The sequence below is a fragment of the Methanosarcina mazei S-6 genome, from assembly GCF_000970205.1.
GTDB lineage: Archaea > Halobacteriota > Methanosarcinia > Methanosarcinales > Methanosarcinaceae > Methanosarcina > Methanosarcina mazei.
In genome coordinates this window covers 2,875,621-2,889,230 of the sequence record NZ_CP009512.1, presented here as the reverse complement: position 1 = coordinate 2,889,230, position 13,610 = coordinate 2,875,621, and the positions used below count along the sequence as shown (strand labels likewise).

The window sequence follows — 13,610 nt, the reverse complement described above, 5'->3', positions numbered from 1 at the left end:
TATATGAACACTATATTAATTACAGGGTAAATATTTTGAGTTTAAGATAGGTAATTTATATCTTTATAAAGGTATCAAAGAACTTATATATTATAAAATCGTAAGATTATTGCTTAAAAGATTTACCATGTTTGACGTCATCAATCAGGGGAAATTTTATATCGGGGAAATTCTGAGACTTAAAGTTTTATCAATATCAAGCTGTATTTCTCAGCTAATTATTGTTTAAAAAAGCTATTTAAGTACTGAATGTTGGTGATTGATTGAGAGCCCTTAATGATCCCCGGGCTCTCAACCAGATGAAACCCCCTTTAAAGAATACTCCCCATATTCTTTGCACAATTGTAAGAGAAGGCAATAAAGATTTGCTGTCTAACTGGTGTGATTGATTGAGAGCTCTTTATCCCCTGAGCCCTCAATCAGATGAAACCCCTTGATGAATATTTCCCCAAATATTCCCTTTACAAACATGTCTAATTAGCTTCTCTTACAATTACAATTCTTCTAATGCTGAAATTCTATATATAATATATTCCGTTAAATATTCAATGTTTTATTAATTTTGTTTTCTCATCGATATTTGGTTATGGCATTATTTTATAACAACTTGAAAATTATAGTCAATCTCCAAATTCAAGGAATCTTCACGTTTTTTAATTCGCTTGAAAATTTCAAGCTAATTACAATATGGCACAATCGGGGCTGAACTGAATTCTAAACCGTACACCATTCGAAGCTTAAGCTATTACATATTCTGGAAAAGAGCTGGGGAATTAAACGGAGCATAAAAGTACCTGAGGAACAAAATATTCGCAAAAAATAACATTCCGGGAACAAAGATATATAAAATATGAAATTTTCTGGAATTGTTCCTAAATTTAAAAAAAGATATCGACCCGAAGGCCGATGATATTTAATCAGTTGCTGTTTTTTATCTATTCTTCATCATTTCTACAGCCATTTCTCTGAGCTTGTATTTCTGGATCTTTCCGCTTGCTGTCAGAGGGTACTCATCCACAATGAAGATGTGTTTGGGAACCTTATACCGGGCGATTTTGCTTATCGCATAGTCTCTTATATCGGCTTCAGTAAGGTCTTCATCTTTCTCAAGTATAACAAAGGCTCCAACGATTTCTCCATATTTTTTGTCGGGTATGCCGACGACCTGAGCATCTTTGACTCCAGGCATGGCATGCAGGAACTCCTCGATTTCCCTGGGATATATGTTTTCTCCTCCCCGGATGATCATGTCCTTTATTCTGCCTGTTATCCTGTAGTAGCCGTTTTCGTCACAGGTTCCAAGGTCTCCGCTATGCAGCCAGCCTTCTTCGTCAATCACATTTTTCGTTTCTTCCGGCATTTTGTAGTAGCCTTTCATAATATTGTACCCACGGCAGCAAATCTCCCCTACAGTATCCGGAGGTACTGGTTTATTGGTAGCAGGGTCAACCACTCTGACTTCTACACCCGGGAAGCATTTACCCACGGTTTCTACCCTGAGTTCCACAGGGTCGTCCACAGTGGTCTGGGTCATGCCAGGAGAGGCTTCCGTAAGCCCGTAAACGCTTGTGATCTGGTGGCAGTGCATATCTTTTACTACTTTTTTCATGGCTTCCACAGGGCAGGTAGAACCGGCCATGATACCTGTCCTCAGAGAAGAGAGGTCGAACATATCAAACATTGGGTGGGTGTACTCTGCAATGAACATTGTAGGCACGCCGTAGAGGGCAGTACACTTCTCTTTCTGGACCGCAGCAAGTACAAGGAGAGGGTCAAAAACCTCAAGCATGACAAGGGTTCCTCTGTGGGTCAGGATAGCCATAACCCCGAGCACTATCCCGAAGCAGTGGAAAAGGGGCACGGGCAGACAGAGGCGGTCTTCATGGGTAAATTTCTGGCGGTCACCTATGGACAGCCCGTTATTCAGGATGTTTTTGCTGGTCAGCATAACCCCCTTGGGAAAACCGGTAGTTCCTGAGGTGTACTGCATATTGACCACATCGTCCCCGCTTACACCTTCCATGATCTCTTTAAGCTCATCATCCGGGTAATGGCTGCCAAGGAGTATCAGCTCGGCGGTGTTATACATTCCCCTGTGCTTTTCCTGTCCTACATAGATTATGCTTTTAAGATGGGGGAATTTCTTGCTTTTCAGGCGTCCCCTTTCCGAGCTTTTCAGCTCCGGGACGAGCCCATTGATAATTTCAAGATAATCAACCTCCCTGAAACTGTCTATAAGAGCCAGAGCCTTCATATCCGATTGTTTAAGCACATACTCAACTTCATGGCTCCTGTAAGCAGTGTTTACGGTGACCAGCACTGCCCCTATTTTAGCTGTGGCAAACATAAATGTAAGCCAGTCAGGGACATTTTTTGCCCAGATCCCTACGTGGTCTCCTTTCTTTATTCCGATTGCAAGAAGACCTTTTGCAAGGTTGTTAACTCTCTCGTTGAACTGACCGTAAGTGAAGCGCAGGTTCCGGTCAGGATAAATGATAAACTCATGGTTAGGGTCTACAGCTATCTGTTTTTCAAAATACTTTCCCAGGGAATCTTCTATAAGATCCATAATTTCAGCCTCTCCTTCTGGACTATACTTTCAGACACCTCCGGGCCATGTCCGGATTTTTAACGTCCATTCCGGTCAAAGGTTTCTGAAATACGTTTATATTGAGCAGGGAGAATCCGTACCAGTTTCCGCGTCAGATGAGGAGGAGTCCATTGAAGGAAACATATGTGCTTTCAAAATTTCGCGGATTGATTCCGGAAGCGGGATTGATTTCTGGAGTTTGAAGTCATAGTAAACCAGTACCGCCTGACCTCTTACCTTGAGTTCCCCTTCCTGCCATGCCTCGTGACCGACAGTAAAGGAACTGTTCCCGATTTTTGTAATGTAAGTCCTGATTTCAACATCGGATCTGAAATACATCTGGCTCAGAAAATCAAACTCAATTCTGACAAGTATCAGATGCCACACATCAGGGCTGAGGTCAAGGTCCGGGGAGAAAAGCCTGAAAATTGGGTTTCTTCCTATTTCGAACCAGACCGGAAGGACTGTGTTATTTACGTGCCCGAGACCGTCAATATCTCCAAAGCGCGGACTTACGTTTATACTGAACATTTTGGATTCCCTAGCTCTTAATGTCTTTACTTGATTATCCAGTTTTTAATCTAAATTTGCTTTTCCAGTCATCAATTAAGTCATAGCCTGTTCTCTCACAACTCTAAATGTCAGAGAGGAGCATAGACTACAGCCATTATGCGGGCATCCTCTTTTCCTGCTGCGTGAACATCGTGCGGGACAATGGAATCGTAATAAATGCTGTCCCCTTCACTCAGCCTGTGAACGTCTTTCCCGTAAAAAATTTCAATTTCCCCGGAAAGTACATAGATGAACTCCTCTCCTTCATGAGATGAGAGCGTATGGCTTTCTTCAGGGGAAGGGTGGATATCAATAATGAAAGGCTCCATATGACGGTCTGCTTTATCCGAAGCAAGGGAGTAAAACTCAAGGGCGCTTTTCTTTGGCCTCTCAGTCTTTCCGGAAAAACGGACCACGTTTTCAGATAGCCCTGACCTCACCAGTACAGGTCCGCTCTGGGGCATGTCGTCCAGAAAAGTGCCGAGGCGGACGCCTAAAGCCCTGGCAATCTTTAAAAGAGGGGTCAAAGACGGAACAAGGGCTCCGTTTTCTAGCTGCTGGATTAACTCAGAGCTGCTCTGACTGGCTTCAGCCAGTTCTTCAACAGTCATATCCCGGGCTTCTCTAAGCTGGCGTATCTTACTGCCGACACGGTTCTCTTCTGACATAATTTTCTACCTCAACATTTTTCTCTTGGGGGACCTGGCAGAAAAATGTAAACCAGAGTCCCTGTAAACAGCCTGTAAAGCTTATCTCTTTTGCACAGACCTATTATAAAAAATATACGTTCAGGCTCACTTTTCCGGGTAATAATCCGAAGATTATTGTAAACTCAAAATTAAAAAATATTTAAAAGATATCGGTAAAAATAAAAAATCATCAGACTATAATTTTCGATAAATCTGCCCCCTAATCTTAAAATTAGCCCTGAACTTTAATAATAATTTCTTTTTCGAAACGGGAAAATATAAAAAGGAAAGAGAAAAACAAAAGAGGATCTGGTCAGAAAAAGGAAAAGAAAACCTGTAAAGTGAAAATAGCTAGATTTCAGGATCAATCAAACTCGAAATTGCACCTTATTCCTTCCGGGTCAAAACACAGGTTGCAGGATACGCATCTTGCCTTTTCAGCCTCTCCAGATTTAAGTTTTAAAATAAGATCCGGTTCGCTGATGAATGCCCTGCTCATGGAAATAAGGTCTGCAAACCCATTCTCAAGAAGCCCTTCCATTACGGAAAGAGACCTGATCCCACCAACGAGGATAACAGGAATACTCACTGCACTCTTTATGTTTTTAGAATATTCTTTAAAGTAAGCCTCTTTAGAAGGAGAATTGATCGCAGTCTTTATGGTCACTCCGCCTGCTTCGCTTATCCCTCCACTGACTTCGATTGCACATACGCCTGCCTTTTCCAGAAGTTTTGCAGTTTCCATAGCCTGAGATATGGTAAGCCCAAGTTCTGCTTTTGCCGTTCCGGGCTGGAAACCGTCTGTTGCATTCATTTTGACAAAGATGGGAAAGTTGCTGCCTGTCTCCTCTTTTATGCGCCTGACGATCTCTGTTACTATTCTTGCCCGATTTTCTACGGACCCTCCCCACCTGTCAGTCCGCCTGTTTGTGTAAGGAGAAATGAAGTTGCTTAACAGGAAGCCATGGGCACAGTGAAGCTGAACCCCGTCAAAGCCTGCCTTTTTTGCCCTTACAGCTGCCTGTGTGAATGCCTCTATTACTATCAGGATTTCTTCTTCTGTCATTTCTTTCGGGACAGTTGCAGAATGCCCGTCTTTGACCGCCGAGGGAGCTATGGGGACAGGATTTTTCTGGGAAACGTCTGCCTGCCTCCCTCCATGCACTATCTGGAGCACTATCCTGCTCCTGTATTTATGTACCCTCTCAGTAATTCTCCTGTAAGGCTCGATGAAACGGTCATCATAAATTCCCTGCTGGTTGGCATCACTCCACCCGCATGGATGGATACAGGAATAGCCGGTTACTATCAACCCGACTTCACTTCTTGCAAGTTCCTCATAGAGATCTCCGAGCCTGGAAGTTGGAGTCCCATCTTTTTCTGCCATAAACTCGTGCGTTGCGGACCTTACAAAGCGGTTTTGAAGTTCCATGTTACAGACTGTGGTAGGGTCAAAAATCATGAGAAAAAATAGGCGAGGGAAAGGTAAATAATTATCCCGGATTCCCGGATAGTAAGATGCAATTTCTCTGAACCACCCGGATTAGCTGCAAAACCTGGCCTTATGCGACTTTTTTTGAAAAAAAGAAAAAACAGACCATTAGAAATCAGGTTTCTAATCCGACAGATATGCGTGCGTCAATCTCCTCTTTTGCCTTCTCATTCTGCACTTTTACATAGAAAAGGGTAAGGAAAAGCAGGAAATAAGCTATGAAATTTACAATCAAAGCCAGCTGGAGCGATGTCCCTTCAAGTCCTCCTCCGTTTTCTCCCATACTTCCTCCAAACATGAGGGGATGAGCCGAGCGCCAGAGCCTTATTGAAAAAAAACTCAGGGGCACGGAAAGGAAAGCTAAAATCCCGAAGACTGCTGAAAGCCTTGCTCTTTTTTCAGGCTCTTCAAGGGCTTTTCTTAGCATGTTATAGGCAAGGTAAACAAGAAAAAGGACAAGAGATGTGGTCAGTCTGACATCCCAGATCCAGTACCAGCCCCAGGCGTCTTTTGCCCATATAGACCCGGTGACCAGCACAAGGAAAGAAAACAGAACTCCCACCTCTGCAGCCGAGCGGGCGTAAATATCCCATTTAAAAGATCTTTTCATCAGGTAGAAAATACTTGCAACAAATACGGCTCCAAAAGCCAGATAGGCAATGACCGCTACTGGCATGTGGAAGAAAAAGATCCTGAAGCTGCCGCTCAGAACCTCCCCGGATTCGTCCCTGATAGGGGGCAGGTAAAAAAAGAGCATGTACATCGAAAGAAGCATTATGCAGGCAGTTGCACCTGCCAGCACTCCGATTTTTCTGGAATTTAAGGCCATTTTGTTCACATTTATTAAATTAAATACTGATTAAATTAATTGTGAGCACAGTTCGGCAACACACGCAAAGAAAGCATCTGTATCTATAGCAAATGGTGAATATACCGGTTTACTGCACTATTATTGATTTTATATTGCTTCTGTTGTTGATTTTATATTGATTCTGTTATTGATTTTATGTTGTTTCTGTTATTGATTTTATGTTGTTTCTGTTATTGATTTTATGTTGTTTCTGTTATTGATTCATATTGATTCTGTTGTTGATTCGGTTTTACTCATTGTCTTGAATTATCTTCTATTTTCTTTTTTCCTCTCAGTCTTCTATTTACTTTTTTTCTCTCAGTTTTTTATTTCCTTTTTTCTCTTAGTCTCCTATTTTTCCTCTTTTTCCTGTTGAAATATCTCAGTCAGAAATCACATATTCAAAGACCAGGTTCGAAACTGCAAAGAATACCAGGTCGTAAACAGCAAGTAATCTTATTTCTGGAATTAAATTTTCAATGCCGTTTCCGGCAAGAACTCCGGCGGTTGCCTCCACAGCAGGGATGATAACTGGCAGGATTAAAGGCAGGAGAAGGACAGGCAGGAGAAGTTCTCTGGTGCGGGTTCCCAGGGTAAGGGCAGAGAGCAGAGTTCCGACAGCAATAAACCCTGAAGTCCCGAGAAAAAGAATAATCAGGAGAAGTAATGTGGTCTGACTATCCAGGCTGTAATTGAAGAGTATGATAAAGAAAGGAAGGGTCACCGCTTCCATGATAAACACTATCACAAGGCTGGAGAGGATTTTTCCTGTATAGATCGCACTTCTGTCAGTGGGGCAGAGCATAAGGGCTTCAAGGCAGCCGTTTTCTGTTTCCATGGCAAAGGTTCTTGAAAGTCCGAGCATTCCCGCAAAGATGAAAGCGATCCAGAGGACTCCTGGAGCCAGTTTCTCTACTTTCTCACTGTCGCCCAGAAAATCTCCAAAAGAGATGCTGAAAACCACAAGCACAAGAAGAGAAAAAATAAACATTGAGTTAAGCATCTGTTTTGTCCGAAACTCGGCTTTAAGATCTTTTGCAGCGATATAAAAGCTCCGGATCATTTTTATCTCCTTTTTTCACTTCTTCTGTCCTTTTTCCATTTCTTTTATTCACTTCTTCTATTCACTTCTTCTGTCCTTTTTCCATTTCTTTTATTCACTTCTTCTATTCACTTCTTCTATTCACTTCTTCTATTCACTTCTTCTATTTTCATTCATCCCTTTTTTCGCGTCTTCCTGCTTCAGGCCAGCATGGAGCTGCATTTTTCTTTGAAGTCTTCATACCCTGAGAAGTCTTTTTTAATCCCGTCGTACACAAATTTTCCTTTGTTCAGGATAAGGAGCCTGCTGGAGAGCTTAAACCCTCTTTCAAGGTCGTGGGAAACCATTAATTTTGTGCTTTTCTGGAACTCCGGGCTTTTAATGAGATTTTCGAAAACCAGAGAAGCTCCCGGGTCCAGGCCGGTGTAGGGCTCGTCCAGAAGGAGGATTGAAGGTCTGTGAAGCAGAGTCCTTGCAATGGAAAGCCTCTGTTTCATTCCTCTCGAAAAAGTACTGACCCGTTCGTCTGTTTTTGCCACAAGCCCTGTATCTTCCAGGATGCTGGATATCCTCTCTTCGAGTTTCTGGCCTTTGATTCCATACATCTGGCCGAAAAAACGCAGGTTTTCTTTTGCGCTTAATTCTCCATAAAGGTAAGATTCGTGAGAAAGCAGCCCTATTTCTCTGCGGGCTTTTTCAGGCTCTTCTACTACATTAAAACCTGAAACGAAAACAGAACCTTCGGTAGGTGTTGTCAGGGTTGAAATAAGCTTTAAAAGGGTAGTTTTCCCAGCCCCGTTAGGGCCGAAAATAACCGCAAATTCACCTTTTTCGAGGTCGAGGTCAAGGGATTTCAGGACAGGATTTTTCCCGAAAACCTTTGATAGCTTCCTTATCGAAACTGTGTTTTCCACCTGAATTACTTTAAAGATCCCTCTAAATTAATCTTTTTGTGTAGCCTGTGTTACGTTGTGTAGTCTGTGTTACGTTTTCATGCATCTTTTCTGGACTGGCTTTTCACCAGGTTATGGTTATGCAAAGCTCTTATCCAGCTCTTTTCGTCCCTGTAACCTGTTTTCAGAATTATTTTTTAAAGCTCCTGAATATATTCTGTAAAAATCCTTTTTTTTCAAAATACTGCTGGTGATAGTCTTCTGCCATATAAAATTCGGAAACCGGCACTATCTCGGTTACTACCGGATTTTTGAAAGCCCCTGACTTTTCCAGTTCTTCTTTTGAGGCAAGGGCAGCAGCCTTTTGCTCGTCGCTGTGGTAAAAGATCACGGAACGGTACTGTTTTCCTACATCAGGTCCCTGCCTGTCTTTTGTTGTCGGGTCATGGATCTTCCAGAAAACATCCAGCAGGGTCTTATATGAGACTATTTCAGGATCAAAAATAACCCTTACGGCTTCTGCATGTCCGGTGTCAAGGGTACAGACCTGCTCATAGGTAGGTCTTTTAAAATGACCTCCGCTATAGCCAACTGCAGTTGCAACCACACCTTTAATCTGCCGGAATGCCTCTTCAATTCCCCAGAAGCAGCCTGCTGCAAAGGTCGCTTTTTCCAGACCTTCTCCAGGATTTTCAAATATCTCAGTATCCTCTTCAGATGTTGCGTTTCTCTGTTCGGCGTCTGTCTTTTCTTCCACCGTCTTCCCCCCTTCAAGCTTCAATAAAATCAGATATGTTAAAGGACAATTATATTTCAGGTATATCATGTGATCAAAACATTGAGTATAATCTTTTGATCAGGATATACCGCCAATAATATAGTTTATAATCTATTTTACTTGAAAATCGACTTTTTCTCTGATCAGGTCTTTCCGTATTTTCCCATCAGTTCCCCTTCGGCAATAATATGCCCTATCATCTCGCTTTCAAGTTCTTTTCTTCCGGACCCTGCTTTTAGCTCAAGCTTCCTGTCCAGAGCATAAACTTTGAAAAAGTATCTGTGAGTGCCTGATGAAGGGCAGGGGCCGCCGTAACCAATCTTTCTGAAGTTATTCATCCCTTCAATCCCAGGGATGCTGTCCTCTTCTATTTTCGCCACCGGTTCAATATTCCAGACGATCCAGTGAGTAAATGGATTCATGGGGGAATCAGGATCGTCCATGATCAGTACCAGACTTTCAGTTTCCTCGGGAATATCTGCAAATTCCAGGGGCGGATTTATGTTTTCCCCATTGCATGTATATTTCCTGGGGATAGTACTGTTTGATTCAAACGCGCTGCTAAAAACCTTTATTACCTGGATGTCCACACTCTCATCCCCTTTGCCGGCATTGGAAGACTCATTATTTACAGGCTGTTCAACATGCTGTTTGTTAATACACCCCGGAACCAGGATCACTCCTGCAAACAGGCATATTAAAACAACTGCTCCGGCTTTTCTGTTCATGTACAGCACCAGTCCCTGCGCTCAGAGAAAATTGCCTGACATTATAATATTAAGGCTGAAGAGATATAACTTTAAGGATTTTATCCTATGCCCAGCTTGAAATTGAAATAAAAGTCCAGAGCCCGGACTATTTTTATATTGACCTTAACTCTGGTGTTTCGAAAAGTGGTTTAGCCTGATTAACCGGATTTATTTTCTGTCTCTCTGAAGTTTAAACCATTTCCAGAATTCTCAGTTAAATCATTCTACGGAATTCTCAGGCTCCAGCTACCCTGAACACCTCCGGTAACCTAAAAGGTTTTAAAAATAAAATGTGGTTCAGGATCAGTTTTTAAGCCTTTTCGTGTAAAGCCTGTTCCTGCCGGCGGGATAAATCAGTCCTCGACGTCAAGAGCCTGGATAATATCGTTGACAGTTGCCTCTCCTCTGCCCACGCGCTGTACAAGCGGATAAATAAACGAACAATCATCTATTGCCGCCCATCGAGCTTCTCCTACGCGCCTTACAACTTCGTCCATAACTTTGCCGCAGTCGTTGCAGTATTTAGTATCGCTTTCTCTTCCACATGCTTCACATTTCATAGAATCACCCCTATTATCTATGGTATCGTCGAAAATAAATAAATTATGGTGATATATCAGCATATTTGAATGGCATTGAATATTCAGATTATCTTTCGGACTCCCAAGGCAATCGGACCCTGCAATGAAAGATGGATCAGGCAAGACTGGCGATAATTTTATTTATCTCTTCAATTCCCAGGCCCTTTACCGTGATTTCTTCCCTGTTTTTCACTCCCAGCCCCAGTTCTACAGCCCTTTTTATCTGGGGCTGAGCCCAGACTGAATTTCTCTGGATTTTCGGAACCGTGCCCAGTGTTTTAAGGAGGGCAAGCCCTGTAACATCATTTGCAATCACATCCGGGCTTGCAAGGACAATCCCCGGTTCCCGCAAAGTACCTGTATTCGGACCTTCGGTCACAAAGCACTTTGTAGCATCCGATATATAGAAATCAGGCTTATAAACAAGGTTGGATTCGGCAATCATATTTCCGAAAAGCATATCCATACCCTGCCCGTGAGGGAGTTGCCTCCTGTCTCTGTCTGCGGTTATGCTTATCTGGGACTTGAGTCCCATTGTAAATATAGCAGTCCAGTGGGTCTTGATTACCGGAAGAGCGATTGTGTAATCCACAGATCCCAGAAATTCAGGCACATCAAATCCAAAAGGCCAGGAATAAGCCTTCTCTGGCTCGACATGTTCACGTTTCAGGTGGTCGAATGTCAGGATCTCATCAACCCCTTCCCCCTCTGCTACCTGCCATAACCCCAGTTTTTTAAGCACTTTTTCAGTATCCAGGGTCGTCATCGACTTCTCAGCCACAATTATTTTTCCCGGATTGTATCTTTTTACCTCCCTTATCGCGCCCCTCAAAACCTCAGGACTTGTCGATCCAGGAGCAGGATCCGCAGTATTTGCATTGGGTCGGATCAATACTGTATCCCCTTCTTTGATTCCAAGTCCTCCTGCAAGCTCCACTGCTGTCCTGACTGACTTCAGGACATCCTTGTCTCTCGAAAGCCCAATTGTTACCATATCGAATTCCTATAAAGTAATTGTAACCCGAGGTATAAAAACATCGTATAATTTCTATAGCCGCTTTGAAGTCCGATTAAAAATAATCTGCCAGTGACACCGGTTTGAGTAATCTCATTTTATAAAAAACACTAAATAATTAATAATTTGTTCTTCCAGAAATTACTTTTCAATCCACGGTTAAAATAAGTGCTTTCAAGCTATTTGAAAAACGGTAAAAAAGTTGTAAGCCCAAGAGAAAATATAATTTAGCCTCTTGACTGCAGCCTGTTGAGAATTTGTTTAACCAACACTTGAATCAGTTCACCTGAGCTCAGATATTCGCTTTATGCTTATAAGGTGGTCCTTTCGACTGAAGCTCGCTTTGAAAACCAGAAGTTAGACCTCTTGAGCGAAGCGAAAAGGACAGCGTACTGCAGAGCCGCAACTCTGCCGAAAAGAACGGCGTACTGTTGCGATTATATTGCAATCCCCGGAAAATCTTCAATTCCGTGCGGTCCCGAATCACAGTCTGGTTTTTACTGGCGTAACTTGCACTCGCACATCTCTATCAGAGCACCTTCTCCTATTCGTGAGCCACGGGCAATGAGCATGTCCCCTGCCTGGACAACGGTGTTGCTTTTGGGGGCATAGACCCAGCGTTCAGCTCTTTTTATCGCCATCACATGCAGTCCCGTTTCGGTTTCCAGTCTCAGTTCTGAGAAGGTCTTGCCTACAATTGGGGAGCATTTTTCGACCTGGAGCCGTGTGATCACCTCTTCCGAGTTGCGGACTGCAAGGGTGATGATCGGGTGGAGCTCTATGTCCCTGAGCACGGTATCTGCTATCCCGTAGGCGGCGTCTGAAATTGCTTCCGAGGCGCTGGCAAGGTGCAGTATTCCCCTTAGGATGTTTACATCATCAACATGCTTTGCGGTTTCAAGTACCCAGTGCTGGAGTTCGTACTTCATGGAATCCATTTCTGATTCCAGTGCACTTACTTCGTATGCAATGTCTTCGTTATCAAAAAGGATGGCAGAGTATGCAAGCCCTACAGAAAGTTCAGACATATTTTTCATGTCCACGATTATGTCCACGGCATGCTCGAGGTCCTTTATGACCTTATCGTGCTCGATTTCCCTCGGGATGAACTTTTTTGTAGTTGCCATCTGGAAGAATAGAGGGACACCCTCATCGTGCCCTCTTGCAAATAACACGTCTCCCTGGCGAATCCGGGTGTCAGTATCAGGGTCATAGATCCAGTCTTCACTTCTGCGGATTGCAATTATCCACATCCCGGTCTCTATGTCAAGTTCGAGGTCTCCAAGAGTACGCCCGACCATTACGGATTCTGCAGCAACGGTTGCCCTGACTATGGTTTCTTCTGCCTCTCTGAGGGCTACCTTCAATTCCATAGGAATGCCCATATTCATAAGGACAATTTTGGCAATATCACCTGCAGCATTTGCTATATTCTCAGAGGACGCGGCAACCTTCAGGACTCCCAGGAGTTCTTCAGCTTCATCGACCCTGCGTGTGCTTAACATTGCAGCCATTTTCATATGATAGTCGAGAGTATCCATTTTATCTTCAAGGTTAAGCACCTCTTCTGCAATGTCCTCATCATCATAGACCATTGCGGAGTACGCCAGGTCTACCATGAGTTCGGAAGTATCCTTCATCTCAGTCAAAAGGTCTATCAGATTCCTTGGACTGTATCTGAATTCTTTAGGGAACATGGTCTATGTATCAACTCTACCTTATTGTTGGTATTTATGGGTATATACCTCATAGTAATTATTAATTTTCGAATTATTCCCTGTCGGGAAGCCTGATAATTTGAATAATAATGTGCTCAATAAAAATGGAACTATTAAAGTCATATCTGGTTTATAAAATGTTCAGTAAATGCAGGGCTATGAAGATCCCGATGACACCTACGAGGTCTCCGAGACTTGCTATGAAAGGTATTACAGTATCGTCAGGGTCCATCCCGAAACGGTGGGAAGCAAAGGCAATGGCAACTGTTGCTGAATATACGACGGTGAGTTCTATTACGACTGCTATAAGGCTGATTCCCAGAAGGGTAATGAAAGGCATTCCGAAACCCATAAGCTTGCTTGCAAGGAAAACCAGCATACTGACAAAAATTGAAGAAACGAAACCCACAATCGCAGCTGCAATAACACTGTTGTGCACCACAGGGTTTCTGTAGATCCTGTCTCCAAGCCCCATGTGAAAGGCAGAGGAAAGCCTTGCACCAAGCATGCTTCCGGTGTCCCCACCGATTTTGACCAGAGAAGGGATAAGAATAAGAATAGCAGGCATAGAAAGCAGGCTGTTTTCTCTTGTATTGAGGATCTGCCCTACAATAATGCCCATTACGCATGTTATGGTAAGCACGGGAAGCCCGCGCCGGAT

At 43.1% G+C, this 13,610-nt stretch carries 13 protein-coding genes; all 13 read right to left on the bottom strand.

Annotation, left to right across the window (positions count from 1 at the left end):
• Window positions 1–931: 931 nt before the first annotated feature.
• The 13 genes from MSMAS_RS12330 to MSMAS_RS12270 all read right to left on the bottom strand — a co-directional run bounded on the left by MSMAS_RS12330 (window position 932) and on the right by MSMAS_RS12270 (window position 13,592).
• Entirely contained in the window at window positions 932–2,569 is a 1,638-nt protein-coding gene (locus MSMAS_RS12330) for an AMP-binding protein (RefSeq protein WP_048046582.1), read from the bottom strand.
• 96 nt (window positions 2,570–2,665) lie between these two features.
• A complete protein-coding gene (locus tag MSMAS_RS12325; protein ID WP_011034317.1) occupies window positions 2,666–3,121 on the bottom strand; it encodes an acyl-CoA thioesterase in 456 nt (151 codons plus the stop codon).
• A 110-nt stretch (window positions 3,122–3,231) separates the two neighbouring features.
• A complete protein-coding gene (locus MSMAS_RS12320) occupies window positions 3,232–3,810 on the bottom strand; it encodes a helix-turn-helix domain-containing protein (RefSeq protein ID WP_011034318.1) in 579 nt (192 codons plus the stop codon).
• A gap of 385 nt (window positions 3,811–4,195) precedes the next feature.
• Entirely contained in the window at window positions 4,196–5,293 is a 1,098-nt protein-coding gene (locus tag MSMAS_RS12315; RefSeq protein WP_011034319.1) for an NADH:flavin oxidoreductase, read from the bottom strand.
• A gap of 145 nt (window positions 5,294–5,438) precedes the next feature.
• Window positions 5,439–6,152, bottom strand: a complete 714-nt coding sequence (locus MSMAS_RS12310) for a cytochrome c biogenesis protein (RefSeq protein ID WP_011034320.1) — start codon at window positions 6,150–6,152, stop codon at window positions 5,439–5,441.
• Between the two features lie 403 nt (window positions 6,153–6,555).
• Window positions 6,556–7,236 (bottom strand): heme exporter protein CcmB, encoded by a 681-nt coding sequence (locus MSMAS_RS12305; protein WP_011034321.1) that lies wholly within the window; start codon window positions 7,234–7,236, stop codon window positions 6,556–6,558.
• 179 nt (window positions 7,237–7,415) lie between these two features.
• Entirely contained in the window at window positions 7,416–8,129 is a 714-nt protein-coding gene (locus MSMAS_RS12300) for an ABC transporter ATP-binding protein (RefSeq protein WP_011034322.1), read from the bottom strand.
• A 169-nt stretch (window positions 8,130–8,298) separates the two neighbouring features.
• Complete coding sequence (gene msrA / locus MSMAS_RS12295) at window positions 8,299–8,865, bottom strand: peptide-methionine (S)-S-oxide reductase MsrA (RefSeq protein WP_015412519.1); 567 nt, start codon at window positions 8,863–8,865, stop codon at window positions 8,299–8,301.
• 164 nt (window positions 8,866–9,029) lie between these two features.
• Window positions 9,030–9,614: a YbhB/YbcL family Raf kinase inhibitor-like protein gene (locus tag MSMAS_RS12290; protein ID WP_011034324.1), complete on the bottom strand. Its 585-nt coding sequence runs from the start codon at window positions 9,612–9,614 to the stop codon at window positions 9,030–9,032.
• A gap of 374 nt (window positions 9,615–9,988) precedes the next feature.
• Window positions 9,989–10,195, bottom strand: coding sequence for a hypothetical protein (locus MSMAS_RS12285; RefSeq protein WP_011034325.1), 207 nt, complete (start codon window positions 10,193–10,195; stop codon window positions 9,989–9,991).
• Window positions 10,196–10,331: 136 nt separating this feature from the next.
• Window positions 10,332–11,210: a DUF362 domain-containing protein gene (locus MSMAS_RS12280; protein ID WP_011034326.1), complete on the bottom strand. Its 879-nt coding sequence runs from the start codon at window positions 11,208–11,210 to the stop codon at window positions 10,332–10,334.
• Between the two features lie 518 nt (window positions 11,211–11,728).
• Complete coding sequence (locus MSMAS_RS12275) at window positions 11,729–12,928, bottom strand: potassium channel family protein (protein ID WP_011034327.1); 1,200 nt, start codon at window positions 12,926–12,928, stop codon at window positions 11,729–11,731.
• A gap of 151 nt (window positions 12,929–13,079) precedes the next feature.
• Window positions 13,080–13,592 (bottom strand): magnesium transporter, encoded by a 513-nt coding sequence (locus MSMAS_RS12270; protein ID WP_048041100.1) that lies wholly within the window; start codon window positions 13,590–13,592, stop codon window positions 13,080–13,082.
• Window positions 13,593–13,610: the final 18 nt, after the last annotated feature.